Source organism: Thermosynechococcus sp. TG215 (assembly GCF_031583455.1).
In the GTDB taxonomy this organism is placed as follows: domain Bacteria; phylum Cyanobacteriota; class Cyanobacteriia; order Thermosynechococcales; family Thermosynechococcaceae; genus Thermosynechococcus.
Genome location: NZ_CP134178.1, coordinates 642,819 through 669,418 on the forward strand (window position 1 = coordinate 642,819; position 26,600 = coordinate 669,418).

The 26,600-nt window shown below is 53.7% G+C and carries 29 protein-coding genes and 2 tRNA genes; 18 read left to right on the top strand and 13 right to left on the bottom strand.

What is annotated here, in order from left to right:
- Window positions 1-47 precede the first annotated feature (47 nt).
- The 7 genes from RHJ02_RS02940 (at window position 48) to cobJ (ending at window position 6,651) form a co-directional block, all read left to right on the top strand.
- On the top strand, window positions 48-743 hold the full coding sequence (locus RHJ02_RS02940) for an aldehyde oxygenase (deformylating) (RefSeq protein WP_149820418.1): 696 nt from the start codon (window positions 48-50) through the stop codon (window positions 741-743).
- A gap of 44 nt (window positions 744-787) precedes the next feature.
- Window positions 788-1,816, top strand: a complete 1,029-nt coding sequence (locus RHJ02_RS02945; protein WP_310743359.1) for a long-chain acyl-[acyl-carrier-protein] reductase — start codon at window positions 788-790, stop codon at window positions 1,814-1,816.
- Window positions 1,817-1,839: 23 nt separating this feature from the next.
- Window positions 1,840-2,814: an acetyl-CoA carboxylase carboxyltransferase subunit alpha gene (locus tag RHJ02_RS02950; RefSeq protein WP_206201000.1), complete on the top strand. Its 975-nt coding sequence runs from the start codon at window positions 1,840-1,842 to the stop codon at window positions 2,812-2,814.
- Window positions 2,811-3,518 (top strand): SDR family oxidoreductase, encoded by a 708-nt coding sequence (locus RHJ02_RS02955; RefSeq protein ID WP_206201001.1) that lies wholly within the window; start codon window positions 2,811-2,813, stop codon window positions 3,516-3,518. Before RHJ02_RS02950 ends, RHJ02_RS02955 begins: the two co-directional genes overlap by 4 nt.
- A 47-nt stretch (window positions 3,519-3,565) precedes the next feature.
- On the top strand, window positions 3,566-4,240 hold the full coding sequence (folE, locus tag RHJ02_RS02960; protein WP_225901689.1) for a GTP cyclohydrolase I FolE: 675 nt from the start codon (window positions 3,566-3,568) through the stop codon (window positions 4,238-4,240).
- A gap of 89 nt (window positions 4,241-4,329) precedes the next feature.
- Window positions 4,330-4,818 (top strand): TM2 domain-containing protein, encoded by a 489-nt coding sequence (locus RHJ02_RS02965; protein ID WP_225901636.1) that lies wholly within the window; start codon window positions 4,330-4,332, stop codon window positions 4,816-4,818.
- 3 nt (window positions 4,819-4,821) lie between these two features.
- On the top strand, window positions 4,822-6,651 hold the full coding sequence (gene cobJ / locus RHJ02_RS02970) for a precorrin-3B C(17)-methyltransferase (protein ID WP_206201003.1): 1,830 nt from the start codon (window positions 4,822-4,824) through the stop codon (window positions 6,649-6,651).
- Here the strand turns inward: cobJ and RHJ02_RS02975 are convergent.
- Both RHJ02_RS02975 and RHJ02_RS02980 read right to left on the bottom strand, forming a co-directional pair.
- On the bottom strand, window positions 6,648-7,007 hold the full coding sequence (locus tag RHJ02_RS02975; protein WP_206201004.1) for a phage holin family protein: 360 nt from the start codon (window positions 7,005-7,007) through the stop codon (window positions 6,648-6,650). The genes cobJ and RHJ02_RS02975 overlap by 4 nt on opposite strands.
- Window positions 7,008-7,024: 17 nt before the next feature.
- On the bottom strand, window positions 7,025-7,237 hold the full coding sequence (locus RHJ02_RS02980) for a hypothetical protein (protein WP_149820404.1): 213 nt from the start codon (window positions 7,235-7,237) through the stop codon (window positions 7,025-7,027).
- A gap of 140 nt (window positions 7,238-7,377) precedes the next feature.
- Here RHJ02_RS02980 and RHJ02_RS02985 point away from each other — a divergent pair, with 140 nt between their 5' ends.
- The gene (locus RHJ02_RS02985) at window positions 7,378-8,625 is read left to right on the top strand and encodes a site-2 protease family protein (protein ID WP_310743360.1); all 1,248 of its coding nucleotides are present in this window, start codon (window positions 7,378-7,380) and stop codon (window positions 8,623-8,625) included.
- Between the two features lie 22 nt (window positions 8,626-8,647).
- Window positions 8,648-9,331, top strand: a complete 684-nt coding sequence (locus RHJ02_RS02990; RefSeq protein ID WP_206201007.1) for a type I restriction endonuclease subunit R — start codon at window positions 8,648-8,650, stop codon at window positions 9,329-9,331.
- Here RHJ02_RS02990 and RHJ02_RS02995 read toward each other — a convergent pair.
- The 3 genes from RHJ02_RS02995 to RHJ02_RS03005 form a co-directional block, all read right to left on the bottom strand.
- Window positions 9,332-9,404: transfer RNA gene (locus RHJ02_RS02995), tRNA-Trp, on the bottom strand.
- Between the two features lie 8 nt (window positions 9,405-9,412).
- On the bottom strand, window positions 9,413-9,775 hold the full coding sequence (rplS, locus tag RHJ02_RS03000) for a 50S ribosomal protein L19 (protein WP_149820398.1): 363 nt from the start codon (window positions 9,773-9,775) through the stop codon (window positions 9,413-9,415).
- A gap of 65 nt (window positions 9,776-9,840) precedes the next feature.
- Window positions 9,841-10,437, bottom strand: a complete 597-nt coding sequence (locus RHJ02_RS03005; RefSeq protein ID WP_302677317.1) for a nucleoside triphosphate pyrophosphatase — start codon at window positions 10,435-10,437, stop codon at window positions 9,841-9,843.
- 113 nt (window positions 10,438-10,550) lie between these two features.
- Here RHJ02_RS03005 and RHJ02_RS03010 point away from each other — a divergent pair, with 113 nt between their 5' ends.
- From RHJ02_RS03010 to RHJ02_RS03030, 5 genes are all read left to right on the top strand, one after another.
- Window positions 10,551-12,527: a long-chain fatty acid--CoA ligase gene (locus RHJ02_RS03010; protein ID WP_310800440.1), complete on the top strand. Its 1,977-nt coding sequence runs from the start codon at window positions 10,551-10,553 to the stop codon at window positions 12,525-12,527.
- A 5-nt stretch (window positions 12,528-12,532) separates the two neighbouring features.
- Window positions 12,533-12,979 (top strand): YlqD family protein, encoded by a 447-nt coding sequence (locus tag RHJ02_RS03015; RefSeq protein ID WP_399375675.1) that lies wholly within the window; start codon window positions 12,533-12,535, stop codon window positions 12,977-12,979.
- Between the two features lie 65 nt (window positions 12,980-13,044).
- Window positions 13,045-14,331, top strand: coding sequence for a dihydrolipoamide acetyltransferase family protein (locus RHJ02_RS03020; protein ID WP_310743362.1), 1,287 nt, complete (start codon window positions 13,045-13,047; stop codon window positions 14,329-14,331).
- Window positions 14,332-14,334: 3 nt separating this feature from the next.
- Window positions 14,335-14,982, top strand: a complete 648-nt coding sequence (locus RHJ02_RS03025; protein ID WP_206201012.1) for an energy-coupling factor ABC transporter ATP-binding protein — start codon at window positions 14,335-14,337, stop codon at window positions 14,980-14,982.
- 3 nt (window positions 14,983-14,985) lie between these two features.
- The gene (locus RHJ02_RS03030; RefSeq protein WP_206201013.1) at window positions 14,986-16,155 is read left to right on the top strand and encodes a glycoside hydrolase family 10 protein; all 1,170 of its coding nucleotides are present in this window, start codon (window positions 14,986-14,988) and stop codon (window positions 16,153-16,155) included.
- Here RHJ02_RS03030 and ilvB read toward each other — a convergent pair.
- The 3 genes from ilvB to efp all read right to left on the bottom strand — a co-directional run bounded on the left by ilvB (window position 16,152) and on the right by efp (window position 19,185).
- Complete coding sequence (gene ilvB / locus RHJ02_RS03035; protein WP_310800441.1) at window positions 16,152-17,960, bottom strand: biosynthetic-type acetolactate synthase large subunit; 1,809 nt, start codon at window positions 17,958-17,960, stop codon at window positions 16,152-16,154. The two genes, RHJ02_RS03030 and ilvB, sit on opposite strands and share 4 nt — an antisense overlap.
- Window positions 17,961-18,136: 176 nt before the next feature.
- On the bottom strand, window positions 18,137-18,616 hold the full coding sequence (gene accB / locus RHJ02_RS03040) for an acetyl-CoA carboxylase biotin carboxyl carrier protein (RefSeq protein WP_206201594.1): 480 nt from the start codon (window positions 18,614-18,616) through the stop codon (window positions 18,137-18,139).
- Window positions 18,617-18,627: 11 nt separating this feature from the next.
- On the bottom strand, window positions 18,628-19,185 hold the full coding sequence (gene efp, locus RHJ02_RS03045; protein ID WP_149820380.1) for an elongation factor P: 558 nt from the start codon (window positions 19,183-19,185) through the stop codon (window positions 18,628-18,630).
- 183 nt (window positions 19,186-19,368) lie between these two features.
- Between efp and RHJ02_RS03050 the strand changes: the two genes are divergently transcribed.
- The 3 genes from RHJ02_RS03050 to RHJ02_RS03060 are packed head-to-tail and all read left to right on the top strand — an operon-like array spanning window position 19,369 to window position 21,413.
- Window positions 19,369-19,611, top strand: coding sequence for a NifU family protein (locus RHJ02_RS03050; protein WP_206201015.1), 243 nt, complete (start codon window positions 19,369-19,371; stop codon window positions 19,609-19,611).
- Between the two features lie 29 nt (window positions 19,612-19,640).
- The gene (locus tag RHJ02_RS03055) at window positions 19,641-20,123 is read left to right on the top strand and encodes a CRR6 family NdhI maturation factor (RefSeq protein WP_310800442.1); all 483 of its coding nucleotides are present in this window, start codon (window positions 19,641-19,643) and stop codon (window positions 20,121-20,123) included.
- Window positions 20,124-20,138: 15 nt separating this feature from the next.
- Entirely contained in the window at window positions 20,139-21,413 is a 1,275-nt protein-coding gene (locus RHJ02_RS03060) for an FGGY-family carbohydrate kinase (RefSeq protein ID WP_206201017.1), read from the top strand.
- On the opposite strand, the gene RHJ02_RS03065 is transcribed toward RHJ02_RS03060, so the two are convergent.
- From RHJ02_RS03065 to RHJ02_RS03085, 5 genes are all read right to left on the bottom strand, one after another.
- The gene (locus RHJ02_RS03065; protein WP_310800443.1) at window positions 21,406-22,794 is read right to left on the bottom strand and encodes a GTP-binding protein; all 1,389 of its coding nucleotides are present in this window, start codon (window positions 22,792-22,794) and stop codon (window positions 21,406-21,408) included. The two genes, RHJ02_RS03060 and RHJ02_RS03065, sit on opposite strands and share 8 nt — an antisense overlap.
- Window positions 22,795-22,845: 51 nt before the next feature.
- Window positions 22,846-22,919, bottom strand: a tRNA-Arg gene (locus tag RHJ02_RS03070).
- 38 nt (window positions 22,920-22,957) lie between these two features.
- A complete protein-coding gene (locus RHJ02_RS03075) occupies window positions 22,958-23,542 on the bottom strand; it encodes a peroxiredoxin family protein (RefSeq protein ID WP_206201019.1) in 585 nt (194 codons plus the stop codon).
- 29 nt (window positions 23,543-23,571) lie between these two features.
- On the bottom strand, window positions 23,572-24,756 hold the full coding sequence (locus RHJ02_RS03080; protein ID WP_310800444.1) for an NAD(P)H-quinone oxidoreductase subunit H: 1,185 nt from the start codon (window positions 24,754-24,756) through the stop codon (window positions 23,572-23,574).
- Window positions 24,757-24,949: 193 nt separating this feature from the next.
- On the bottom strand, window positions 24,950-26,239 hold the full coding sequence (locus RHJ02_RS03085) for a glucose-1-phosphate adenylyltransferase (RefSeq protein ID WP_206201020.1): 1,290 nt from the start codon (window positions 26,237-26,239) through the stop codon (window positions 24,950-24,952).
- A 143-nt stretch (window positions 26,240-26,382) separates the two neighbouring features.
- Here RHJ02_RS03085 and RHJ02_RS03090 point away from each other — a divergent pair, with 143 nt between their 5' ends.
- Window positions 26,383-26,589 (top strand): translation initiation factor IF-2, encoded by a 207-nt coding sequence (locus RHJ02_RS03090; protein WP_206201021.1) that lies wholly within the window; start codon window positions 26,383-26,385, stop codon window positions 26,587-26,589.
- The last annotated feature ends 11 nt before the right edge of the window (window positions 26,590-26,600 follow it).

The window sequence follows — 26,600 nt, forward strand, 5'->3', positions numbered from 1 at the left end:
CTGCTACCTCATAACTTCTAATAAATTTGTGTTTAGGAGAGTTTGCAATGACAACGGCTACCGCTACCCCTGAGTTGGACTACCATAGCGATCGCTACAAGGATGCCTACAGCCGCATCAACGCCATTGTCATTGAAGGTGAACAGGAAGCTCACGACAATTACATTGACCTAGCCAAGCTGCTGCCCGAGCACCAAGAAGAACTCACCCGCCTTGCCAAGATGGAAGCCCGCCACAGAAAGGGGTTTGAGGCCTGTGGTCGCAACCTGAGCGTGACCCCAGATATGGAATTTGCCAAGGCCTTCTTTGAAAAACTGCACGGTAACTTTCAAGCGGCACTCGCAGAGGGGAAAATTGCGACTTGCTTACTGATTCAAGCTTTAATCATCGAGTGCTTCGCGATCGCCGCCTACAACATCTACATCCCGATGGCAGATCCCTTTGCCCGCAAAATTACTGAGGGTGTGGTCAAAGATGAGTACAGCCACCTCAACTTTGGCGAAATCTGGTTAAAGGAAAACTTTGAGAGCGTCAAAGCGGAAGTTGAAGAAGCCAATCGCGCCAACCTGCCCTTGGTCTGGAAAATGCTCAACCAAGTGGAAGCAGATGCCAAAGTGCTTGGCATGGAAAAAGACGCCCTTGTGGAAGACTTCATGATTCAGTACAGTGGTGCCCTAGAAAATATCGGCTTTACCACCCGCGAAATTATGAAGATGTCGGTTTATGGCCTAACTGCGGCATAAGGGTGGCTTAACATATCGTTACATTTTAGTCACCGCACGCTTGTATGTTTGGATTAATTGGTCATCTGACGAATCTGGAGCACGCCCAAGCCGTTGCCCACCAGTTAGGCTATCCCGAATACGCCGATCAAGGCTTGGAATTTTGGTGTATGGCACCGCCGCAGATCGTCGATGAGATTACGGTGACAAGCGTCACGGGCAAAACTATCTATGGCAAATACGTCGAGTCCTGCTTCTTACCGGAAATGCTGGCCAACCAGCGGGTGAAGGCGGCGACTCGCAAAATCATTAACGCCATGGCCCATGCCCAAAAGCATGATATTGACATTACGGCGCTGGGGGGCTTCTCCTCGATCATCTTTGAGAACTTTGATCTGGAGAAAATGTCCCACGTTCGCAATATCGAGCTAGACTTTCGCCGCTTTACCACGGGGAATACCCACACCGCCTATATCATCTGCCAACAAATTGAGCAGGCGGCGCCCCAAGTGGGGATTGATTTGCGTCAGGCAACTGTGGCTGTCTGTGGGGCTACTGGGGATATTGGCAGTGCTGTCTGCCGTTGGTTGAATACCTGCTTGGATGTGCAGGATCTCTTACTGGTGGCACGAAATCGCGATCGCCTGCTAGATCTACAGGCGGAATTGGGACGGGGGAAAATTCTAGACTTAATGGATGCCCTGCCCCTTGCCGATATTGTGGTTTGGGTGGCCAGTATGCCCAAGGGCGTCGAGCTGAGTGTTGAGCAGTTAAAACGCCCCTCGCTAATGATTGATGGCGGCTACCCGAAAAATATGGGCACCAAAATTCAGCACCCAGAGATTCATGTTCTCAATGGTGGCATTGTTGAGCATGCCCTCGATATTGACTGGAAAATTATGGAAATTGTGAATATGGATGTGCCCTCACGGCAGATGTTTGCCTGTTTTGCGGAAGCCATGCTTTTGGAGTTTGAGGGCTGGCACACCAATTTCTCTTGGGGGCGCAATCAAATCACGGTGGAAAAGATGCAGCAAATTGGTGAGGTCTCCCGTAAACACGGATTTCAGCCCCTACTGTTGAACCCTCAGTAAAACCAAAAGGAACCCAATCGCCTATGGCAAACGAACGTCGCACGCTTCTGTTGGAGTTTGAAAAGCCCCTTGTGGAGCTAGAAGCCCAAATTCAGCAGGTGCGGGATAAGTCCTCGGAGTTTGGCGTTGATGTCTCGGAGCAAATCCGTGAATTGGAAGAGCGCGCCAAGCAACTGCGCTATGAAATTTTCAGTAAGCTGACGCCGGGGCAAACCCTGCAGGTGGCTCGTCATCCGCGCCGTCCCAGCACGCTGGATTACATCCAAGCCATTAGCGAAGAGTGGATTGAACTCCATGGCGATCGCCGAGGCAGCGATGATCCAGCGATTGTCGGTGGTATTGGTCGCCTCAATGGTCAACCCGTCGTGATGCTGGGGCAGCAAAAGGGTCGCGACACCAAGGATAATGTGGCTCGCAATTTTGGTATGGCCTCACCGGGGGGCTATCGCAAAGCCCTGCGTCTGATGGAGCACGCGAACCGTTTTCAGATGCCCATCCTCACCTTTATTGATACACCAGCGGCTTGGGCTGGGGTAGAGGCGGAGAAGTTTGGCCAAGGGGAAGCGATTGCCTACAATCTGCGGGAGATGTTTCGCTTTGAGGTGCCGATCATCTGTACCGTGATTGGTGAAGGTGGCTCAGGGGGAGCCTTGGCCATTGGTGTCGGCGATCGCCTGCTGATGTTTGAGCACGCCGTCTATAGTGTGGCGCCCCCAGAAGCCTGTGCCGCAATTCTCTGGCGCGATGCCCAAAAAGCGCCCCAAGCGGCGGAAGCCCTGAAAATTACGGCTCGCGACCTGCTGAAGCTGGGGATTATTGATGAAATTGTGCCCGAGCCTGTCGGCGCTGCCCATAGCAACCCCGTAGAAGCGGCGGAAAATCTCAAGGCGGCTCTCCTGCGAAATTTGGCGGCAGTGCAAGCCCTCAGCAGTAGTGAACGGCGGGAGTTGCGCTATCAGAAGTTTCGGCGCATGGGCGTCTTTAGTGAAGCGATATGACCCAACAAGTCTTAATCACGGGCGCCAGTAGTGGCATTGGGGCCGCCACGGCCATTGCCTTTGCCCAAGCGGGGTTTAATGTCGTGCTGTTGGGGCGATCGCCCGCCAAACTTGCTGCCGTTCATGCCCAAGTGGTGGCCTGTGGGGTTGAAGCCCATACCTTTAGCGTGGACTTTAGCGATCCTGAACCCCTGCGATCGCGCCTTGATGAGATTCTCGCTCGTGTTGGCGATGTCCATGTACTGGTGAATAATGCGGGGATGGCTAGGACTGCGCCCCTGATTGATCAACCCTTGGCGGACTGGCAGCAAATTCTTAACGTCAACCTCACCAGTGCCCTCATTTGCTCGCAAGCGGTACTGCCGCAACTGCGATCCCGCCAGTGCGGTACGATAGTAAATGTTGTTTCAATTGCTGGACGCCAAGTTTTTCCCGACTGGGGCGCCTACTGTGTCTCGAAGTTTGCCCTCATGGCCTTGACCAAAACGATGGCGGCTGAAGAACGCGCCCACGGTATCCGCGTGATTGCCATCTGTCCCGGCGCCGTTGATACCCCCATTTGGGAAGACGTAGCAGGAAACTTTGACCGCACGGGGATGTTAACCCCTGAACACGTTGCTAACACGATTTTGTACACGACTCAATTGCCGCAAACGGCTTTTGTGGAAGAGCTAGTGGTGATGCCCCTTGGCGGAACCCTCTAGGCTCCCTTTGTCCTTCACTTGTCACTCTTTCTATGACAACGTTCAATATGCCCGATTCGATCATCAACGGTAAAGCGACCACTCCGGCAATTCTGCCCGATCGCAACACCCACCAAGGCAAAGAAGCGATTCCCCACCCACCCCCCCCTGAGGTTGCCAAAGAAGAAATGATGGCCGCAGTGCGCACAATTCTACTCAATGTGGGTGAGGATCCCGATCGCGAGGGGTTACTGAAAACCCCCAAGCGGGTTGCTGAAGCGATGCAATTTCTCACCAGTGGCTATAGTCAATCCCTTGAAACCCTTGTCAACGGCGCGATTTTTGATGAAGGCCACGATGAAATGGTCTTAGTGCGCGACATTAACTTCTTTAGCCTCTGTGAGCATCACATGTTGCCTTTCATTGGCAAAGCCCATGTGGCCTATATCCCCAATCAGCGGGTGATCGGCCTCAGCAAATTGGCACGAATTGTCGAAATGTATGCACGGCGGCTGCAAGTGCAGGAGCGCCTGACCCGTCAAGTGGCCGAAGCCATTGAAACCGTTCTCGATCCGAAGGGGGTGGCTGTGGTCATGGAAGCCAGCCATATGTGCATGGTGATGCGCGGTGTCCAAAAACCCGGCTCTTGGACGGTGACCAGTTCGATGCTGGGGGTTTTCCGTGAAGATCAAAAGACCCGTGAGGAGTTTCTGAATCTGATTCGTCATCAGCCGAATTTCTAGGACGTATCCTTGGGGGGCGATCGCTAGCCCCCGCAGTGGTTTTCAGAAACTTAGGTTAGGATGAGAAATAGCGGAATCCTCCTGAGATCATGGGGCAAACACTCTCCTTTTCCAGTCATCGCCAACGCTGGCAAACGCAGCCAAAATTCCTCAAGGTGGGGGTTGCCTATCTGCTGTGGTGCTTGAGCTTTGGGGGTTTCTGTGGCCTGCAACGCTTCTATGTCGGCCAGCCGATGATTGGCTTTTTGTACCTGATCACCTTTGGCTTTTGTGGCATTGGCCAATTCATTGATCTCTTTTTAATTCCGGGGATGGTAGATCACCGCAATACCTACCTGCGGGGGCGCTATCTGACCGCATGGGAACAAGCCGACCTCAACCCCACGACGCCCATGCACCGCTTACTGCAAGTGGCTAAGGAACACGGTGGCGTCCTTTCTGCCGCCCAAGCCGCACTTTATACCCATTTTGATGCCCAAACCGTTGAGGAACTGCTCTTTGAAGCCCAACGCCTCGGCTACGCCACAGTATTTAACGATCCAGAAACGGGCGCAGTGCGCTATCGCTTTGATGTCTAGTTCATGCCACGGTTAGACCAGTTTCAACCCATTGGGGCGATCGCCACCACTGCCCAAGGGCTGGCTCAACTGCAACGCCTTGTTGACACGGGGATTCCCCTGAACATCTGGGTACCCAGCCATTTAGCATCCACTCACCCTAGGGTACAAACCTACGATCGCCCCCTTGCAGCCCATTTGCAGGAACACTGGTGCCACTATCGCGCTTGGGTCTTTGCCCTAGCCTGCGGTGCGGTGGTGCGGTTAATCGCGCCCCTGTTGACCCACAAAAGACAGGATCCGGCGGTCTGCGTTCTGTCCGAGGATGGTCAATGGATCGTGAGTTTGCTAGGTAGTCATGGGGCTGGGGGCGATCGCCTGTGTCAAATGCTCAGCGCCGCCATTGGCGCGACACCCATTCTCACGGGAGCAAGTCATGCCCAAGGCTACTTTGCTGTGGATACCTGGGGAACGGCCTTGGGGTGGCAACGAGGCAGCGGCGACTGGAACGCGATCGCCCGCCAACAAGCTCAAGGAAAACCGCTGCAAGTGTATCAAACCTGCGGTAGCTCTTTGTGGCGCACGGCTCTTAGTTCAGATCACCCCCTTGAGTTTGTCAGCACCCCACCCCTAGAAAATGCGGTTTGGATTACCGAAAAAGCGTTGCCCGCCTCTTTGACCTCAGGTGTGGCTTGGCATCCACGGGTACTGTGGCTCGGCATTGGCTGTGAACGGGGAACATCCGCAGCCCTGATCCAGCAGGCCATTGATCATACCCTTGCCCAAGCCGGGTTAAGCCCGCTGGCGATCGCCGGCCTTGCCAGTATTGATCGCAAAGCCGATGAAGTGGGGTTATGTCAGGTGGCTGCGGCGCACCATTGGCCAAGCCGCTGGTTTTCCGCTCAAGAATTGGCGCCTGTTAGCGTACCCACCCCCTCAACCATTGTCGCCGCAGAAATGGGAACGCCCAGTGTGGCTGAAGCCGCAGCAGTATTAGCCAGTGAGGGGGGGCGTTTAATTGTTCCTAAGCAGATTTACCGCCAAGGGGGTGAACCCGGTGCGGTGACGATCGCCATTGCCCAGTCTGAACGGGAATTCATTCCCCGCCAAGGTGCCTTGAGCCTGATTGGCACTGGTCCGGGAGCCTTGGATCAACTCACCCTCGCAGCCCGTTCTGCCCTTTTGGCCGCCGATATTCTCGTGGGCTATGGGCTTTACCTAGAATTGCTGGCCCCCCTGCGGCGACCAGGACAGATGGTTGCTGCCTATGCCATTACCCAAGAGCGACAACGCGCCAAAGATGCCATCGATCTAGCCCAGTGGGGACTCAATGTCGCCGTGGTCTCTTCTGGGGACTGTGGCATCTATGGCATGGCGGGTCTGGTGCTAGAGCTATTGGCAGAAGCGGGTATCAGCGATTTACCCGTAGAGGTGTTGCCGGGGGTGAGTGCCGTGAATGCTGCCGCTGCCCGCCTAGGGGCACCCCTGATGCATGACTTTTGTACCATTAGCCTCAGCGATCGCCTGACCCCTTGGCCAGTGATTGAGAAGCGCTTACGGGCGGCGGCTGAAGCCGATTTTGTGACCGCCCTTTATAATCCGCGTTCGCGCGATCGCCAGCAGCAATTGGTGGACGCCAAAGCCATTTTCTTAAAATATCGTTCACCGCAAACACCCGTGGCGATCGTCCGTGCCGCCTATCGCCCTGAGGAGCAGATCACCCTCACCACCCTTGGCGCCTTGAAACCGGAAACGGTGGATATGTTCAGCTTGGTGCTGATCGGCAATGCCAGTACCCACCGCTTCCATGATTGGCTGATTACCCCTCGTGGCTATCTAGGAAAGGCATCCTAGAGCAAGCCGGCCTGACCCAGCAGACTAAAGCAAGCCCAGTTGACAATACTGAGGGCGATCGAGCCAAAAAAGGCGCTCCAAAAGCCATTGCGTAGTCTAAAGCCATCGACAAGGGCTGCTGCAAGGGCAAAAATGGCGGCATTGATAATCAGCGCAACCAAACCAAACGTCAGAAAAATAAAGGGGAATGCAAAGAATTTCAGGATAGCCCCCAACGTGGCATTCAAAAAGCCGAAGACAATCGCCGACCACAGCGCGGTTGTGAATTTATCAATTTCCACACCCAAAAATGAGAGGCGCGACACAATAAACAAACTAATACTGGTCACAATCCAAGTAATGAGTAAACCCCACATACGCAGCTCCTCACAAGTTAAACAACAATCAAAAAGAAGGGCAGTACGGGTATCCCAAAAGTCACGCTAAGCCAGTAGCTGATCAGACTGAGGAGAAGGCTCAGGAGCAGTGAGAGACACAATGACCACAGCAAATGGGAGCCAAACTCCTGCAACCCTTGCCAAAAGGAATCAAAGGGCACGTCTAGGACATGGCCATTGGCAGACACCAGTACAGGGGCTTGAGACATCGCACCATCCTCTAGCAGCGTTGCCTTTATTTTAGGCCAGAGATGGGAAGGTCACGTTTTGAGACGCAAATTTTTGTAAATCATGTGTATTCAGAATCTGGGGCGATAATGGAGATAGAGCGCGATGCACTGAGGTGGGCATGGGACAAGGTTGGCAAGTGGGGCGTGTCTTTGGCATTCCCCTCTACATTGATCGGTCGTGGTTTCTGGTGATTCTGCTGTTTACCTTTCTCAATGGCAGTGACTGGCAAGCCACCTACCCGCAGTGGGGAGCACTGGCATGGGGAATGGGATTTGTCGTTTCCCTGCTGTTGTTTGCCTCAGTCTTGCTCCATGAATTGGGACACAGCTTGGTGGCACGTTCCCAAGGGATTACGGTGCGCTCGATTACCCTCTTTCTCTTTGGCGGCATGGCGGCCATTGAACGGGAATCCAATACCCCCGGTCAAGCTTTTCAGGTGGCGATCGCGGGGCCTTTGGTGAGTTTTGCCCTTTTTGCCCTGTTGCAAGGGGCAGCCGTGGTACTGCCGGGGGATCATCCCCTCCATGAACTGTTGCTCTATCTGGCCAATATTAACTTTGTCTTGGGGGTTTTTAACCTTCTGCCGGGACTTCCCCTCGATGGGGGTCAAGTGCTCAAGGCAGCCGTTTGGAAATTGACAGGCAATCGCTTTCAGGGGATGCGTTGGGCGGCGCGATCGGGGCAGGTGTTGGGCTGGTTAGCTATTAGTTTTGGGCTATTGCTGACACTCCTTGGCAGTGGTAATGGTCTGTGGTTGGGACTGTTGGGTTGGTTTGCCCTGCAAAATGCGATACTCTACCACCGTCTCAGCCAGCTCCAAGAAACGCTGCTCACTCTAACGGCTGCCGAGGCCATGACACGGGATTTTCGCGTCATTGAGGGCACGCTCTCTCTGCGGGAGTTTGCCGATTGCTATCTCCTCCTAGCTGATCGCCAGCCCACAGCCTACTTTGTCGCCACCGATGGTCGCTACCGCGGCTATTTGGATCCCCAAGCCTTGAACCATGTGGAGCGCAGCCGCTGGGAAGTGACGCCAGTCGAAGAGTTAGCCGTCCCCCTGCGGGCGATCGCCACCGTCAAAGAATCAGACTCTCTCGCCAAGACGGTTTGCACCCTAGAGGAGCAGCAACAACGCTTTGTTACGGTTTTAACCCCTGCCGATGCCGTGGCGGGCGTCATTGATCGCGGCGATGTCCTACTGGCTCTAGCCAAACGGTTGCACTGGCAACTGGGGAAACAGGACATTCAACGCCTCAAGCAAGAAAGGCACTATCCCCCTGAACTGCAATTATTGGAACTGGCAAAAACAGCGCTGCAATTTCAGGGGAGCGATCGCGGCACACCCCTCGTCTCTGAAGTTCGCTAGGTATCGTTTTTAATGGGTAATAATGGCTACTGCAACCGCGATCGCTCGAGCAATCATCAACTTTCGGGATTTAGAGACCAAATTAGGTCTCGTTAAATCCACCAACCCTAACTTTTTTCCTGAGTGGCAATCGGAAACAGCACAGCTCAGCGATAGGGAAATAGAGGCATTAAACCGCTTATCCCAACGGTATTTACTCTACTTAGAAGAAAGTGAAGTGAGCGAGGGAACGCTAAACATTATCTTGCTATCCCCCTTACTAGACGCATTAGGCCTGTGTGACCCCCCCTATCGCATTCGCGGTGAAACATGGGTAGAAATCCAAACGGAAGTTGATAGTGAGGAGGGCAAAGTCAGCCTAGAGGGACGGATAGATGCGCTGACGATTCGGGACAACTTCTGGCTAGTCGTGATTGAAGGTAAACGGAGTGGCTTTAGTGTCTTACGGGCTGTGCCCCAAGCCCTTGCCTATATGTCTGCCTGTCCCGACCGCAATCTCCCTATTTTTGGCTTGGTGACGAATGGCTATGACTATCTTTTTGTGAAACTCATTGGCAATGAATTTGCGCTATCTCATAACTTTACTTTGCTTTCCGATAGCGATCGCAATCTCATCCGCGTCGCCCAGATACTCAAGCATTTAGTCCAGTACATCCCTGTTGCAAAGGACTTTAAGACACCAAAACCTTCAGATCAGATTAACTAACGCGCCCTGGAGGACTCGAACCCCCGACATCCGGTTTTGGAGACCGACGTTCTACCAACTGAACTAAGGACGCAAGGCTGTTTACAGAGGGCGATCGAACCGTGCTTTGATGCGCGAGGCCTTACCCACGAGGTTGCGCAGGTAGTAGAGTTTGGCACGGCGGACTTTACCCCGCTGGATTACTTTTATACTATCAATTCGTGGCGAATGTAGCAAAAAGACGCGCTCAACGCCCACTCCTTGGAAGACACGGCGCACGGTAATGGTGCGGTTAATGCCCGTGTTGCGCATGGCAATCACATCCCCTTCGTAGGGTTGGACGCGCTCTTTACCGCCTTCTTGAATTTTGACTCCGACCCGAACGCGATCGCCCACATGAATCACGGGCAAGTCAGTCTTCATTTGCTCCGCTTCAATCGAGCGAATAATCTCTTGGGCGTTCATGACAGTTCCTTAACTCGCAATCTCTTAGCATACCCTAAGCATTTAGACTTGTCTAGGCCAGTTTTTCATTTCTTGCTTTGCACATCGCCAAGGGTGTATCCCAAGCTCAGCAGCATCTGCCGCAGTAGGGGCAAGCTCAAGCCAATGACATTACTAGGAGTCCCGACAATTTTCTCGACAAAGGCACCACCTTGGCCATCGAGGGCAAAACAACCAGCACAGGCAAGGGGTTCACCAGAAGCGACGTAGGCAGCGATTTCGGCATCGCTAATATCGGCAAAAACAACTTGGGTGGACTCGACCTCAACACAGGTGCGCCCCTGTGCCAAGTCAATCAAGGCATGGCCTGTCAGCAATTCTCCCGTTTGACTGCGCATTTGTTGCCAGCGGGCGATCGCCACCTCTGGCGAGGCTGGTTTACCATAAATTTCTCCCCCTAGAACCAGCACAGAATCACAGCCCAAAATGAGGGCGGGGGGTGGGTAGGTTTGAGCCACTGTTTCTGCCTTACACCGTGCCAGTAATCGCACCAGTTCCGTGGGAGTAGTTGCCTGAATCACGGATTCATCAAAGTGACTGGGTTGAATAATGGGATCAATGCCAACCTGTCGCAGCAGTTGGCGGCGCGCCGGCGAGGCAGAGGCAAGAACAAAGGGCACCATAGGACTGCTTGCTAAGTAACCGATTCTTATGATCTCACATTGAAATTGTTAAACCTGCATGAGGTGTCCCATTGAGGGTTTATTATCTAGGTGTTGCGTCTGGAGCCAAACCAATGACCAGTGCGGCCTACACCTACACTCCCCCCGGCGGCCTCCCCCAAGATGCCTCGTTACCCGATCACTTTTTGGCCTACAAAACCCTCCAGTCGCTGCCGGAAATTTGGCCTCTCCTAGCGCAACGCCATGGGGAGGTGGTTGCTGTTGATGCGCCCTACGAAGAGCCGGCCACTCGCATTACCTACAGTGAACTCTATCAACGCATTCAACGCTTTGCTGCTGGCCTACAAACGCTGGGTGTCGCTGCCGGCGATCGCGTGGCCTTATTTGCTGACAATAGTCCCCGCTGGCTGATTGCCGATCAAGGCAGTATGATGGCCGGTGCCATTAATGTGGTGCGCAGTGGTACCGCAGAGGCCCAAGAACTTCTCTACATTCTCCGTGATAGTGGGGCAACCCTGCTGCTGATTGAAAACTTGGCCACCTTGCGCAAACTTCAAGAGGGTTTAGCAGAGACAGGGGTGGAAACTGTTGTGCTCTTAAGTGCAGAATCCCCAGAACTTGAGCATTTTCCCCTGCGGCTCTTGAATTTTGGTCAAGTCTTTACGGAAGGACAATATGGCACAGTGCGGGCAGTCGCCATTACCCCCGATGACTTGGCAACGCTGATGTACACCTCCGGTACCACAGGTCAACCCAAGGGCGTGATGGTCACCCATGGGGGGCTACTGAGTCAAATTGTCAATCTCTGGGCAATTGTGCAACCGCAGGTGGGCGATCGCATTCTCAGTATCTTGCCTATTTGGCATGCCTACGAACGGGTGGCCGAATACTTTCTCTTTGCCTGTGGTTGTAGCCAAACCTATACTAACCTCCGTCACTTCAAGAATGACTTAAAACGGTGTAAGCCCCACTACCTGATTGCCGTACCTCGTATCTGGGAAGGCTTTTATGAAGGGGTGCAAAAGCAACTGCGCGATGCCCCGGCCACAAAGCGGCGTCTTGCCCAGTTTTTCCTCAGTGTTGGCCAGCAATATGTCCTGCAACGGCAACTGCTCACCGGCCTCAGCCTGACCAACCCCCATCCCAGCGGTTGGCAAAAATTGGTTGCCCGTCTGCAAACCTTTTTCCTCAAGCCTCTCTACGAACTGGGGGAGAAGCGTGTCTATCGCAAAATTCGTGAAGCCACGGGCGGTGAAATTAAACAGGTGATTAGTGGTGGCGGTGCCCTTGCCCCCCATTTGGACACATTCTATGAAGTCATCAACCTAGAAGTACTAGTGGGCTATGGCCTCACAGAAACGGCTGTGGTACTGACCGCTCGCCGCTCTTGGGCAAATCTACGCGGCTCCGCCGGCCGTCCCATTCCCGATACCGCGATTAAAATTGTGGATCCCGAAACTAAAGCCCCCGTTGAGTTTGGCCAAAAAGGACTGGTGATGGCCAAAGGGCCACAAGTGATGCGCGGCTACTACAACAAACCGGAGGCCACTGCCAAGGTGCTGGATGGTGAGGGCTGGTTTGACACGGGCGACTTGGGCTACCTCACCCCCAATGGCGATTTGGTGCTGACGGGGCGGCAGAAGGACACGATTGTTCTCAGCAACGGCGAAAATATTGAACCGCAGCCCATTGAGGATGCCTGTATCCGCAGCGCCTACATTGACCAGATTATGCTGGTGGGTCAAGATCAAAAAGCCTTGGGTGCCTTGATTGTGCCTAATTTGGAAGCGCTGGAGCAGTGGGTGGCTGCCAAGGGGTACCGGCTAGAGTTGCCGAACCGACCGGCACCAGCAGGCACGGGTGAACTGGTGACGCTGGAGAGCAAAGTGATTATTGATCTCTACCGCCAAGAACTGCTGCGGGAAGTGCAAAATCGCCCCGGCTATCGCCCAGATGATCGCATTGCCACATTTCGCTTTGTCCTCGAACCCTTTACGATAGAGAATGGTCTTTTGACCCAAACCCTAAAAATTCGTCGTCATGTCGTGAGCGATCGCTACCGCGATATGATTAACGCCATGTTTGAGTAATCTCCATGACAGACCCTATGGATACTAAACTGCTCCTGCGGCGCCAGATTATGGTGAAAGCAATCGTCACTCCCGAGTGGAAAGACGATGCCCAAAGGCAGCTTCAGACACAACTAAATCAAGTGGATAGCCAAATTCAGCAGTTAGATTTTCAATTGCAGCAGGTGATTGAGGAACTGCGCAAAAGCACTGAAGCGCCAGACGTAATCAATGCCCGCATTCAAGAGGTTCAAGGGCAAGCCAACAATCAAAAGGCGCAACTGTTGCAGCAAAAAAATCTGATTCTGCAGCAACTCGATCAGGTACAGCGCCTCCAAATGGGTCAGGAAGTCGATCAAGGGCAGGTGGATAACTTCTTCTATGTCACTAAAGGAGACAACTTGATCCAAAAAATGCAGGTGGAGATTCTCCTGCGCAATGGCGTCATCGAAGAAATTCGCGGCACGCTCTAACTTTTACCTTTCATTTTTAGTGAATTTGACTCCCTCTCGATTGCCAACCAAGGATAGCAGCCTCTATGATTCGTGAACTGTTCATGCCCGCCCTCAGCTCCACCATGACCGAAGGGAAAATTGTCTCTTGGGTGAAATCTCCCGGCGATAAGGTGGCCAAAGGGGAAACCGTGCTGATTGTGGAATCCGACAAGGCCGATATGGATGTGGAGTCCTTCTACGACGGCTATTTGGCGGTGATTACCGTGCCTGCTGGCGAAGTGGCACCCGTCGGTTCCACCATTGGCCTTGTGGCAGAAACAGAAGCAGAAATTGCGGAAGCAGAGGCAAAGGCCAAGTCCCTTGGGGCGGTGACCAGTTCTACGACGAGTTCTGCGGCAACGGCCTCGACTCCCGCTGCGGCCACAAGTAATGGCTCCGCAACGGCTCCTGTGGCAGTGGCTTCTCCCACCAGTGCTGTCGCTGCAACTACTGGGCGAGTGATTGCTTCCCCCCGTGCCCGCAAATTGGCCAAGGAACACAAAATTGATTTGCAGACGCTCAAGGGAACGGGCCCCAATGGTCGGATTACCGCCGCTGATGTGGAAGCCTTGATTGGTGCGCCTGCAACTCCCGTTACACCAGTAGCGACACCCCCTGTCCCCACAGCCGCCGCTGCGACTGCCCCGGTCGTCGCCAAAGAGGATCTGGTGCCCCTGACAACGCTACAAAATGCCGTTGTGCGAAATATGGTGGCCAGCCTTGGCATTCCCGACTTCCATGTGGCCTACACGATTACAACGGATGCGTTGGATCGGCTGTACCAGCAAATCAAGTCAAAAGGGGTGACAATGACGGCGCTCCTTGCCAAGGCGATCGCCCTGACGCTGCAAAAACACCCGATCATGAATGCCTATTACACAGAGCAAGGGATTCAATATCGCCGCGACATTAACATTGCTGTGGCTGTGGCGATGCCGGGGGGTGGGCTGATTACACCAGTGTTGAAGAACGCTGATCAAATTGACATCTACAGCCTCTCGCGCACTTGGAAAGACTTGGTGGAGCGGGCGCGCGCCAAGCAACTGCAACCTGAGGAGTACAGCACAGGTACCTTTAGTCTCTCCAATTTAGGAATGTTCGGGGTTGACTTCTTCGACGCCATTCTCACCCCCGGTCAAGGAGCCATTATGGCGGTGGGGGCGTCGCGTCCAACGGTGGTTGCCACCGAGGATGGCCTGCTGGGGGTAAAACGGCAGATGAAGGTGAATATCACCTGTGATCACCGTGTGATCTATGGTGCCGATGCTGCCGCTTTCCTTCAGGATTTGGCGAAACTGATTGAAACCAATCCCCAAGCCCTGACGCTCTAAACTGTGACTGCCCTGCTGGAAATCAGGGATCTCCATTTTGGCTATGGGGCAACCCCCTCACTACTCCAAGGGATTGATCTCACGGTGCAGGGGAGCGATCGCCTAGGCATCATGGGGGACAATGGTTCTGGCAAAACCACACTCCTGCTGCTCTGTGCGGCTGTTCTTGCGCCACAGCGAGGAACGATCACCTGCTTGGGACAGTCAGTGGTGGCTGGACAGTTTCAACCGGCGGTGGGGGTCGTGCTGCAACATCCAGCGGATCAGTTAATTGGGGCTACCGTGGCCGAGGATGTCGCCTTTGGCCCTGAAAACTTGGGCTGTCCGACCGCAGAAGTGCAGCAGCGAGTTGACCAAGCCTTGGCCAAGACAGGAACCAGTCACTTGGCCGATCGCATGCCCCATCAACTGTCGGGCGGCGAACAACGCATGGTGGCGATCGCGGGCATTTTAGCCATGCAGCCCCAGTTGATTCTCTATGATGAACCCACGGCCTTTTTGGATCAGCGAAGTTGTGGCACGTTGATCGAGTTTTTGCAGGCGGATACCACCCCCGGTCTCATCGTCAGTCATGACCCTGCATTTTTACGCAGAGTCTGTACTCAGATTTTTCTCCTAGAGTCAGGACATCTCCGTCCACTGGCGTTGTAACCTATGCTGCATCGTCGCGTTTGGCTGTTATTTTTTCTCTTCTGTTGGAGTTTGTGTTGGACGATTTGGCCAGTACAGGCACAAAACTCAACGCTGATTCGCGGCGTCTGGCTGACAACCAATGATTTACCGATCCTGCGCGATCGCCCGCGGTTAGAGGCAACCCTCAATGATTTACAGCGCCTGAACTTCAACACCCTCTACCCCGTTGTCTGGAACTCTGGCTATGTCAGTTTCCCCAGTGCCACGGCTAGGAATCTGGGCATTCAGCCCTTTGTCCTGCGGGGAATCCAAGACTACGACATTCTCGGAGAACTCACCCAGCAGGCGCACTGCCGTAATCTCTTGGTCATTCCTTGGTTTGAATTTGGCTTCATGGTGCCAGAAACCTCAGAACTCGCCCTTGGCCATCCAGACTGGCTTACCCAAGGGGTCAATGGTCAAACCACTCGCTTAACGGCGGCCGGGGAAGTGGCGTGGCTCAATCCCTTTCATCCGCAGGTACAAGCCTTTCTCACTAGTATTGTCCTTGAGGTGCTGCGGCAGTATCCAGTGGATGGTGTACAGTTTGATGACCACCTCAGCCTGCCCGTGGAGTTTGGCTACGATACCTATACCCGTGCCCTCTATCAGCAGGAAACCCAAAAGCCCGTTCCCGATAATCCCCGTGATCCAGACTGGATGCGCTGGCGTGCCGACAAACTCACCGCCTTTGTGCAAACGTTGCGGCAGCAGGTCAAACAAGAATTTCCCAATGCCATTTTTTCCGTCTCACCGACCACATTGCCCACCGCCTACCAGACATTTCTCCAAGATTGGCCGCAGTGGGTCGCCCTCGGACTCCTCGATGAAGTGATTGTACAAGTCTATCGCTACAATCTTGCCAGCTTTGTACAGCAGTTGACTCAGCCGGAGATGCTCCACGCCCAAGCCAAAATTCCCACCGCCGTTGGTGTCCTTACAGGGCTACGTACCAACCCTGTGCCCATCGAACTGGTGGATGCCAAGGTAGAAGCCGCGCTGCGATCAGGGTTAGGGGTGTCCTTTTTCTCCTTTGAGACGTTATGGGGGCGTGGTCCTGAACCGCGCGATCGCCGCCAAAATGCACTTCGCTTCCATTTTCGCCAGCCCCTGCCAAGGCGATTCTTTGCTCAAGCCTGTCCAACTCCCTAGAGCTTACTGCCGCACTCTGGACAAAAGCGATGGGTCGAAATTGTCTTTGCCCCACAGTTGGCGCAGTAGATTAATTCGGCAGCCTTTTGCAGCACCTTGCGCTCTGGTAGCCCCAGCATTTGCGAGTTGGCCTTGCCGGGAGCCACCATCGGGTAGCAATTTTCATCGCGGGTGACATGGGCATCCAGTAGCACGGGGCCATCGTAGGCCAAAACCTCTTGGACAATTGCATCCAAATCGTGGCGATCGCTCACCCGCAACCCCTTAACCCCGTAGGCCTCCGCCAATTTCACAAAATCGGGCATCCCCTTGGCCATATTGGAATGGGAATAACGCTCCTCGTAAAAGGCTTGCTGCCACTGGCGCACCATTCCCTGCCAAAAATTGTTAATAATCACCGTCTTGACAGCAATACCGTACTGAGCCAATGTGGCCAACTCTTGGGAATTCATTTGAAAACTGGCATCGCCACTAATACAGATCACCTGTTGATCGGGTAGTGCCACCTTCACCCCCATTGCTGCGGGCATGCCAAAGCCCATCGTGCCCAAGCCAGCACTGGAGATCCAACGCCGAGGGCCATTTTTCAGGAATTGCGCTGCCCACATCTGGTGCTGACCCACATCAGTCGTGTAGTAGGCATCAGGCGCATGGCGGCCAAAGGCAACAATCACCTCTTGGGGTGAGAGTTCACCACTGGGCTGCGGCACGACAAGGGGATAGTCCTCTTTCCAGACCTTGATGCGCTCGAGCCACGCTTGGGTGACGGGTTCAATGGCTTCACCACTGTCTTCAATGTGCTTGAGGAGTTGCTGCAGCACCGGTTTAACGCTGCCAACAATCGGCACATCCGGCACGCGGTTTTTGCCCACCTCGGCAGGATCAATGTCAATGTGAATCACCTTAGCGCGGGAGGCAAATTCATCCAGCTTACCGGTGACGCGATCGTCAAACCGCGCCCCCACGGCAATTAATAGATCACACTCACTGACGGCAAAGTTGGCATAGGCGGTGCCATGCATCCCCAACATACCCACGGAGAGGGGATGGGACTCAGGAAACGCCCCCTTGCCCATCAGGGTTGTTGTCACCGGAATCTGGAATAGCTCGGCTAACCTGAGCACCTCCTCGTGAGCACCCGCTGTAATTGCACCGCCGCCCACATAGAGCAAGGGTCGCTTGGCCTCACGAATCAGTTGAACCGCTTGGGCAATTTGACGGACATTGCCGCGAATCGTGGGACGATAGCCCCTTAGCTTGACTTGCCCCGGCTCGATCGGTTCATACTCACAGACTTCTAGGCCGACATCCTTGGGAATATCCACAAGCACAGGCCCTGGCCGACCGGTGGTGGCAATGTAAATGGCTTCAGCAACAATCCGTGCCATGTCCTTGGCTTCGCGCACGACGTAGGAGTGCTTGACAATCGGCAGCGTAATGCCAAAGATATCCGTTTCCTGAAAGGCATCGGTACCAATGGCGGAGCGAGGCACCTGACCGGTAATTACCAGCAGCGGAATGGAATCCATGTGGGCTGTGGCAATGCCTGTCACTAAGTTCGTCGCCCCCGGCCCTGAAGTACCAAAACACACCCCCACTTGACCTGTGGCACGAGCGTAGCCGTCAGCGGCATGGGCTGCCCCCTGTTCGTGGCGTACCAGAATGTGCTGAATGATTCCCTTTGACTCAGCACGGTACAGTTCATCATAAATCGGTAAGATTGCGCCACCAGGATAGCCAAAAATATGCTTAACGCCGTGACGGCATAGGGTATCAATAAGAATGTATGCTCCAGTTGCTTGCACAGGCCAACCTCGTCAGGCAGTGGTGGTAGATGTTTCTAAATTCTAATTTTTCAATTAGGGTCTCGGCAAGAGCGCAAAGGCTTGAAAGCATTGAATTCTTGGCCTTAAACTCCTCAATGCTTAACATATCTTTGCAATTAGTAGCTGCCTCTCCTTGCTGAAAGAACGCTGTTGATTTAGTTAGGTAAAATGCGCATTAAGGTTTGGCCATACTCAATTGGTTCAGCATTTTGCACCAAAATTTCCACCACTTGGCCATTAACTTCGGCTTCAATTTCATTCATCAGCTTCATGGCTTCAATGATGCAAACCACTTGACCTTTTTTGACTGTATCGCCCACTTCGACAAAAGGGGGTTCATCGGGAGCGGGGGCACGATAAAAGGTACCTACCATTGGCGCCACAATATCCACGGTTTTACGGTTGGCGGGAGGTGGCGTTGGTTCCGGATCGGGGGTAACGGCTGGAGGGGGCACAGGGGTGGGCGTGACGGTTGATGCAGGAGCTGGAGCCACAACCACGGGGGCGCTGCCACTGATCTGCTCACGCTTGCGGAGTTGAAGTTCCAGTTCGCCACTCTTAAGGTTGAGTTCGGTGACGCTGGTTTGGTCAAACATTAGTAGCAGTTCGCGTACTTGGTTGAGGTCAAGCTCCACACCCATTACTCCTATTCGCGGCCAAGATACGTATCTGAGCGAGTATCAATGCGAATCCGCTCGCCTACGGAGATAAATAACGGTACCATGACTTGGGCACCGGTTTCGACAATGGCGGGTTTCGATCCACCAGTGGCAGTATCCCCTTTAACCCCCGGATCGGTTTGCACCACTTCTAAAACAACGGAGTTGGGTAGCTCCACCTCAAGGACTTGCTCACCCCATTTGACAATATTGACTTCCATGCCTTCTTTGAGATACTTGGCGCGATCGCCCATTTGTGCGGGCGTGAGGCGAGCCTCTTCATAGCTTTCCATGTCCATAAAGACATAGTCTTCGCCATCTTTGTAGGTATGCTGCATGGTGCGTTTTTCAAGGGTGGCTTGGGGAACGGTCTCGCCGGCGCGGAAGGTGCGCTCAATCACGTTGCCCGTTTGCACATTCTTCAATTTTGTGCGCACAAAGGCTGAGCCTTTACCGGGTTTGACGTGCAAAAATTCGACGACTCGCCAGACGGCACCATCCAGCTCAATACTTACACCGGGGCGAAAATCATTACTGGAAATCATGTCCTACCGTGCAGTTCACCAAGCTATTATTGTATCCTTGAGCGTTGCCCTTCCTAAACATTGTTCAGCAGATTTCCCTAGAGTCAGATCCATTGCCATCCCTTGCAATTCCCAAAGGGCGATCGCCCATGGGGATGATAAACTGAAGCTGTTAATCTCATTCATGATCCAAGGACACTAACAATGGCTGCAACCCTTGAACTCAGTCAAGAAAACGTCGAAAAAGTCCTTGATGAGCTCCGTCCTTACCTGATGGCCGATGGCGGTAATGTGGAATTGGTGGAAATCGAAGGGCCGGTGGTACGGCTGCGCTTACAGGGTGCCTGTGGTGCTTGTCCCAGTTCGACGATGACACTGCGCATGGGTATTGAGCGCAAGTTAAAAGAAGCGATTCCAGAGATTGCTGAAGTCCAACAGGTGCTTTAATCTCGCTGGCTGCTGGGGAGAGATAGAACGTGGCGATCGCGATCCAGTTAACGCCAGATCAGATTGATCGTCTTGATCTATCTCCCCTGCAACAAGTCCTTGCTCCCCTGATTGCAGAGCAGCGGCTTCTAGATCATCACCAAGCACTGCGTTTTGTCATTGACTACCCGCGGCCAGCCGATGAACCTGATCTAGAGCTTTCGGAATTGCCAGCTGTGCGCCTGTGGTTCATTCGTGCTGATGTCTGCTACCCATGGTTGCCCTATTTACTGGATTGGTCAGCGGGTGAGTTGGTGCGCTATGGGGCAATGCTGGTGCCCCACGAATTTCATCCGCAGCAGGGTATTATCTTCAACCCCCAAGCCCTTGATATTTTTGTGATGGCCAAGGTCTTTACCCTTTGGCAATGGCTTCAGGGACAGGGCTATCCTGCTGCTGAAAAAATTAAAGGCATGGCAGCGATGTTTGGCTATGAGCTAGATACGGCTCTTTTTGACCTCCTTGAGTTTTGAAGGCTCCCTAGCGCTATGGCGGTCATCGCACTGGGGATTGATTTTGGTACCTCGGGAGCGCGGGCGATCGCCATCGATCCTGAAGGCAAGATTCTCGCCACTGCCCGTCGTCCGTTGCACCAGCCCGATCGCCCCCAAGAATGGGCGGCAACTCTGCGGGCGTTGATTTTAGATATTCCAAGCGCTATCCGTCAGCAAATTCAGCGGATTGCTATTGATGCCACCTCTAGCACCGTTTTCCTCTGTGATGCTCAGGGGCAGCCCTGCTCACCCGTTCTCCTCTACAACGACGATCGCGCCCAAGATCAGGTTCAAACGCTGCGGCAGATTTTAACCACGGATCACCTAGTCCTGAGTGCCACCAGTAGTCTCGTTAAGCTGTTGTGGCTCCAGACCCACTACCCCACGGTCAACGCTGTTTTGGTACACCAAGCGGATTGGCTGGCCTTTTTGCTCCATGGTCAACTGGGCATTTCCGACTGGCACAATGCCCTGAAGTTGGGCTATGACCCGGCAAAGGAAGCTTACCCCGACTGGTTCAGCCACCCCACGCTTGCGTCCTTGCAGCCCCTGCTCCCTAAGGTCATTCCCCCCGGTACAGTTCTGGGAAAGGTCACAGCCACCGATTTAGGCTTGTCTTTAGAGTGTGAGGTGTGTGCCGGTACCACCGATAGCATTGCCGCCTTTTTAGCGAGTGGTGCCTCGGAGGTGGGTGAGGCGGTGACATCTTTGGGGTCAACCCTTGTGCTCAAGCTCTTGAGTGCCTCTAGGGTAGAGGATTTGGCAGCAGGTATCTACAGTCATCGCTTGGGCGATCGCAGCTCGCGCGCCGTAGGCGATCGCTGGCTTGTGGGGGGTGCCTCCAACTGTGGCGCCGCAATTTTAGCCCAGTTTTTTACCCCAGCGGAACTAGAGCGCCTCAGCGCCCAAATAGATGTCAATCAACCCACGGGGTTGGACTACTATCCTCTGCTCAAGCGGGGTGAGCGCTTTCCCATCAACGATCCGCATCTTGAACCGCGCCTAGAACCCCGACCCGACGACCCTCGCCTCTTTTTGCAGGGACTTCTCGAAAGTCTCAGCCGCATTGAAGCCCAAGGCTATCAACAATTACAACGTCTGGGTGCCTCGCCCTTGAAACGGGTCTGGACGGCTGGGGGCGGTGCCCGTAATCCCGCATGGTTAGCCCTCCGCCAGCAATACCTAGGGGTTCCCGTGGCCGTTTCACCTCAAACAGAGGCCGCCTATGGAACAGCTCGTCTCGCTCAAGCAGGCCTGAATTTTAACTAGGGTAGAGTTGGGCTTGAATTTCTGACTTCAGCCGATTGAGGATATGGCGCTGATCTAGTTGACTGAGGATTTGTTGCACTACGGTTTTCGGCCCAGCAGTTCCCCAGCCTGCGCCGTTGGCAAAGTAGGTTTTGGCTACTTGCCCCATCGTATAGGAGGCAAAGCCAGCAATCCCCGCTTGGGTCATGGCGACTGAGAGGTAAGGGCCAAGGGCAATGCCGCCACTCATGGGCGTAGCTAATCCCAACAGTCCCTTGAGGGAACTGAGTCCTAAGTTGACAGCAAATTCCCCTAAACTGATGCTGCCCATGGCGAGGGCGATTGTTTGTAATAGCTCCTTGGCGCCTGCTTCTGTGAGTTCAATGCCGTAGAGGAGCGAGAGTAGTTGAATCGTGGTCAAGTCAATGACGGCACTGCTGACCATATCGAGCACGGTGACGGGGTTGAGGGCGATCGCCAGCGCCTTGGCGACAGCTCCTTTCCAAATCAGTTGGTTGGCCTCCTGATCCCGCAGTTCCAGCTTGTAGCGGGCTAATTCTTCACTGACTTTATTGGCAAAAAGCATTGAGTTCAGGGCAATCAGGGCCTTCCCTTCGCGATTGAGCACCTCCAAGATCTTTTGCTTCAGGGGTTCCACTTGGGGAGCACCGACGGTCATTTTCACCTGTACTCGTCCTTGGCGATCGCGATTCACTTGGGGGACAAGGGGCGCTGCCGCTACCATGACAATCTCTTCGGGGGAGAGGAGTTCTTTGACGCGCTCATCGCGGATTTTGTTATAGATGGCCTCGCGATCCGCCTCTGGATACTGATCCACTTTGTTAAACACTAGAATCATCGGCTTGCCCGCCTGCCGCAACTCACTGAGGGCTTGGTATTCCAGACGGGTCAAGTCGCCAGCAATGACAAAGAGAATCAAATCCGCTTGAGCCGCTACCTCTCGTGCTAGTTGCTCCCGTGCGGCGCCATTGACTTCGTCTAACCCCGGTGTATCAATGAGGCGGATGGGATTGCCACGCTGAGCTTCCGAAATTTGCCACAGGGCACTGGCTTCTTCTTGAGTGACGCCATGAATCGGCCCAGTCGCAAAGTAGGGTTCCCCTAGCAGCGCATTTAGTAGGGAGGACTTTCCCCGCCCCACCATACCAAAGACGGCAATTTGCACGACACCATAGTGGAGCTTGTCGAGCATTGCTTCGAGGTCAGCGATCGCGCGGGCGAGGGAGGCTTTTTCGCTGCCAGTCGCTTTGCACTCGAACAGGAGTTTTTCAAGGGCACTTTTGGCCGCTTCATAGCTGCGGGCGCTTTGATAATCATCAAGGTCATCAATCGTGCCTTGAAGTTCCTTCAGCAGAGAATTCGCTGGCGATCGCTCTATCACAGATGCAACACTGACGTTACAAAGATTTGCTTTTTATTCTAAGGGCAAGAACGGGACTGGTGCGATTTGAACGCACGACCTAGCGCTTAGGAGGCGCTCGCTCTATCCGACTGAGCTACAGCCCCAAAGAGATACCTTCTATCCTAGCGAGTTTTGATCGCCCCTAAGCTGCTGTCGCCACTGTTGCCCTCAGGGCATCAATTTCCTGAAACAAGCGCTCTAGGGGTGCATTGGGTTCTAAAAACGAGAAGAGATGCTTGTAGCGCAGCTTACCTTCCTGATCAATGAGAAACTGTGCGGGCAGTGGTGCCCCCAAGGCTTGACCCGTGCGGTATTTGCGAAAGACTTGGCAACTGGGGTCATAGAGCAGGGGCATCTTCAAGCCCATATCGTCCTTGACCTTTTGACTTTGCTGGGCATCGGTACTGGTGATCACAAGAACGGCTACTCCCTTGCCTTGGAATGTTTCATAGTGTTCATTCAAGGCCTTGAGATAGGGGTAGCACAGCGGACAGTATTGATGCTCCGTAAAGATACGAGTAAACACCAGTAGGAGCGGCTGCTCTTGCCACACCGTTGAGAGGCGCACGGGCACGGTTAGCCCTACGCCGGGTAGCTCCCCATCAGGCACTAGTGCACCCCGCTGTAGTTGATTTTGGGGCGGCAGTGGCCACGCATTCTGCCAAAACCGCTCATTAAAGAGGCCACTGAAGTTGGTGGAGGTAAAAAACGGTAATTGAACAGCCATGGCGCCCTCGCTGGTGGCTCAACATTTTCCTAGCGATCAACAGATCCCATAATCACATCGATACTGCCAAGGATAGCAACAATATCCGCCACTTTTATCCCCTTCAGCAACTGGGGCAGGACTTGCAGGTTATTGAAATCCGGTGGACGAATCTTCCAGCGCCAAGGGAAGACATTATCATCCCCAATCAGGTAAATCCCTAGCTCCCCTTTCCCCGATTCAACCCGCACATAGTGTTCGCCTTTGGGAATTTTGAAGGTGGGAGCCAGCTTCTTGCCGATGTATTGGTAGTCAAAGCCATTCCACTCTGACTTGGCACCCTCGAGCATCCGCTTGGCTTCGAGGTTTTCATAAGGACCACCGGGCAAACCATCCAAGGCTTGGCGAATGATTTTCACCGATTCGCGCATTTCTTGAATACGGACAATGTAGCGGGCAAGGCAATCACCTTCGGTGGCCACGGGTACATCCCAGTCAAAGTCGTCATAGCACTCGTAGTGATCCACCTTGCGCAGATCCCACTTCACCCCAGAGGCACGGAGCATCGGCCCCGATAGCCCCCAGTTGATGGCATCCTCACGGCTAATTTTGCCCACCCCCTGTAAGCGGCGCACAAAGATGGGGTTGTTGGTGATCAGGCGCTCGTACTCATCCACTTTGGGCAGGAAGTAATCGCAAAAGTCGCGGCACTTGGTTACCCAGCCATAGGTGAGGTCGGCGGCCACTCCCCCCATGCGGAAGTAGTTGTTGTTGATGAAGCGCATGCCTGTGGCAGCTTCAAAGAGATCGTAGATGTATTCCCGCTCACGGAAGATGTAGAAAAAGGGCGTCTGGGCACCGACATCCGCCAAGAAGGGGCCTAACCACAGCAGGTGATTGGCAATGCGGTTCAACTCCAGCATGATCACGCGGATATAGCTGGCGCGTTTGGGCACAGGAATACCAGCCAACTTTTCGGGAGCGTTGACGGTAACCGCTTCGTTAAACATCCCGGCGGCGTAGTCCCAACGACTGACGTAGGGGATGAACATAATGTTGGTGCGGTTTTCAGCAATTTTCTCCATGCCGCGATGGAGGTAGCCAATCACCGGCTCGCAGTCAATGACATCTTCGCCATCAAGGGTCACCATTAACCGCAAAACCCCGTGCATTGAGGGATGGTGCGGCCCCATGTTGATGACCATGGGTTCTGTGCGAGTCTCTATCGTGGGCATAGATGGCAGTTCCGCTAGAGGGTTGGACGCTTACTTTACAGCCCTTTTCTAAAATGTGGCATACATGAAGGAAGTGCAATTTCCTCCCATAGTGGCTTTCGCGGTTTTAAGCCTGTTCCATCTGTGAAAAGGGCTGTTCTTTTGATATGCTACACAGGTTTTCCCCGCTTGCCAATTCAAATTTGCTTATGGCTTAGATAACGGTGCCATCGGGGATCACGGCATTTTTGATAATCACCACCACCCCGCTGCGGATATAAAATCCTTGATCCTCACGGTTGGATTCTTCAACATGGTCTTTGTTGATGATTTTGACATCATGGCCAATGCAGGCATTTTTATCGACAATTGCCCCGCGAATGACACTGTTGGCACCAATGCCGATGGGAATTTTATGTTGCAACAGGAGCTGGCTGCGCTGCGCCGAGTCTTGGTAGTAGTCGGCGCCCATCAGCAGGGAATGATCAATGACACAACCGGATTCTACGCGCGATCGCACCCCCAAAACGGAACGGTGAACTTGGCATTCCTTAAGAATGCAGCCCTCGCTAATGATCGACTCTGTGATGGTGGAACTGAGAATCTTACTGGGGGGCAAATAGCGGGGACGGGTGTAGATGGGGGCGTTTTCGTCGTAGAAGCTAAAGGGCGGTTGGGGTTGTTGGGTGAGGGCAAGGTTAGCCTCGTAGAAGGATCCAATCGTGCCAATATCTTCCCAGTAGCCATTAAAGACGTAGGTTTGGACAAGATGAGAACGGGCCGCAGCGGGAATGATTTCCTTGCCAAAGTCGGTGGCATCGGCCATCTGTTGCAGCAGATCAATCAGCACTTGCCGCTTAAAGACATAAATCCCCATTGAGGCAATGTAGGGTTTGCAATGGGCTTCCTCGGCACTAAGGCCATAGCGGGTTGTGTCCACGCGCATATCCCGTAGGGCATCACCGCTGGGTTTTTCGCGGAATTCAATGACTCGCCCTGTGCCATCTACCTTAATCAAGCCAAAGCCAGAGGCGGCTTTTTCATCGACGGGCAAGACGGAGAGGGTAATATCGGCGCCCGTTTCGCGATGGCGCTGCACAAAAAGGCGATAGTCCATGCGGTAGAGGTGATCTCCTGAAAGAATCAGGTATTCATCCACGTCCCAATCGGCTAACAGCCACAGGTATTGACGCACCGCATCGGCAGTGCCCTGAAACCAGTTGGGATTTTCTGGGGTTTGTTGCGCTGCTAACACTTCGACAAAGCCGCCCGTCAAGCCGGGGAAGGTATAGGTACGAGCAATATGACGGTTGAGGGAGGCCGAGTTGAATTGGGTAAGGACGTAAATGTTATTGATTTCGGAGTTGATGCAATTGCTCACAGGAATATCAATGAGGCGATATTTTCCAGCAAGGGGAACCGCAGGCTTGGCTCGACGCTTGGTCAAGGGATAGAGACGTGTGCCGGCACCGCCCCCAAGGATAATCGCCAAGACTCGTTTCATTGAAAACTCCATCTGAACGGCCACATCAACAGTGTACGCTGTGGTGGCACTTCTCTTTGCGAAGGGGACGCTTTTTGGTAAAGAAGCCGCGCAATGGCATGATAATGATACTTGGTCGTTGATCCCAAGCGGAGAGTAGCAGCATGGGATTTGTGGATATTGCGATCGCTGATTTGGCAGCGGACTACGGCGTCTCGGTCGAAACCGTCTGTGGGTTGTGCGATCGCTTGGGTATTCGCTATACCAGTCCGCAAACGCGCCTGCCCCTTGAAGATGCCAAAGCAATCATTTTGGCTTTGACGGACTCTGCTACACCGACCGATCAACGGGACACATCACCGCACTCGTAAGACCTGCTTAT

Excerpts from the sequence above, each read along its gene's own strand:
- RHJ02_RS02940 (WP_149820418.1), top strand. The coding sequence starts at position 48 with ATGACAACGGCTACCGCTACCCCTGAGTTGGACTACCATAGCGATCGC.
- RHJ02_RS02945 (WP_310743359.1), top strand. The coding sequence starts at position 788 with ATGTTTGGATTAATTGGTCATCTGACGAATCTGGAGCACGCCCAAGCC.
- RHJ02_RS02950 (WP_206201000.1), top strand. The coding sequence starts at position 1,840 with ATGGCAAACGAACGTCGCACGCTTCTGTTGGAGTTTGAAAAGCCCCTT.
- RHJ02_RS02955 (WP_206201001.1), top strand. The coding sequence starts at position 2,811 with ATGACCCAACAAGTCTTAATCACGGGCGCCAGTAGTGGCATTGGGGCC.
- folE (WP_225901689.1), top strand. The coding sequence starts at position 3,566 with ATGCCCGATTCGATCATCAACGGTAAAGCGACCACTCCGGCAATTCTG.
- RHJ02_RS02965 (WP_225901636.1), top strand. The coding sequence starts at position 4,330 with ATGGGGCAAACACTCTCCTTTTCCAGTCATCGCCAACGCTGGCAAACG.
- cobJ (WP_206201003.1), top strand. The coding sequence starts at position 4,822 with ATGCCACGGTTAGACCAGTTTCAACCCATTGGGGCGATCGCCACCACT.
- RHJ02_RS02975 (WP_206201004.1), bottom strand. The coding sequence starts at position 7,007 with ATGTGGGGTTTACTCATTACTTGGATTGTGACCAGTATTAGTTTGTTT.
- RHJ02_RS02980 (WP_149820404.1), bottom strand. The coding sequence starts at position 7,237 with ATGTCTCAAGCCCCTGTACTGGTGTCTGCCAATGGCCATGTCCTAGAC.
- RHJ02_RS02985 (WP_310743360.1), top strand. The coding sequence starts at position 7,378 with ATGGGACAAGGTTGGCAAGTGGGGCGTGTCTTTGGCATTCCCCTCTAC.
- RHJ02_RS02990 (WP_206201007.1), top strand. The coding sequence starts at position 8,648 with ATGGCTACTGCAACCGCGATCGCTCGAGCAATCATCAACTTTCGGGAT.
- rplS (WP_149820398.1), bottom strand. The coding sequence starts at position 9,775 with ATGAACGCCCAAGAGATTATTCGCTCGATTGAAGCGGAGCAAATGAAG.
- RHJ02_RS03005 (WP_302677317.1), bottom strand. The coding sequence starts at position 10,437 with ATGGTGCCCTTTGTTCTTGCCTCTGCCTCGCCGGCGCGCCGCCAACTG.
- RHJ02_RS03010 (WP_310800440.1), top strand. The coding sequence starts at position 10,551 with ATGACCAGTGCGGCCTACACCTACACTCCCCCCGGCGGCCTCCCCCAA.
- RHJ02_RS03015 (WP_399375675.1), top strand. The coding sequence starts at position 12,533 with ATGACAGACCCTATGGATACTAAACTGCTCCTGCGGCGCCAGATTATG.
- RHJ02_RS03020 (WP_310743362.1), top strand. The coding sequence starts at position 13,045 with ATGATTCGTGAACTGTTCATGCCCGCCCTCAGCTCCACCATGACCGAA.
- RHJ02_RS03030 (WP_206201013.1), top strand. The coding sequence starts at position 14,986 with ATGCTGCATCGTCGCGTTTGGCTGTTATTTTTTCTCTTCTGTTGGAGT.
- efp (WP_149820380.1), bottom strand. The coding sequence starts at position 19,185 with ATGATTTCCAGTAATGATTTTCGCCCCGGTGTAAGTATTGAGCTGGAT.
- RHJ02_RS03050 (WP_206201015.1), top strand. The coding sequence starts at position 19,369 with ATGGCTGCAACCCTTGAACTCAGTCAAGAAAACGTCGAAAAAGTCCTT.
- RHJ02_RS03060 (WP_206201017.1), top strand. The coding sequence starts at position 20,139 with ATGGCGGTCATCGCACTGGGGATTGATTTTGGTACCTCGGGAGCGCGG.
- RHJ02_RS03075 (WP_206201019.1), bottom strand. The coding sequence starts at position 23,542 with ATGGCTGTTCAATTACCGTTTTTTACCTCCACCAACTTCAGTGGCCTC.
- RHJ02_RS03080 (WP_310800444.1), bottom strand. The coding sequence starts at position 24,756 with ATGCCCACGATAGAGACTCGCACAGAACCCATGGTCATCAACATGGGG.
- RHJ02_RS03085 (WP_206201020.1), bottom strand. The coding sequence starts at position 26,239 with ATGAAACGAGTCTTGGCGATTATCCTTGGGGGCGGTGCCGGCACACGT.
- RHJ02_RS03090 (WP_206201021.1), top strand. The coding sequence starts at position 26,383 with ATGGGATTTGTGGATATTGCGATCGCTGATTTGGCAGCGGACTACGGC.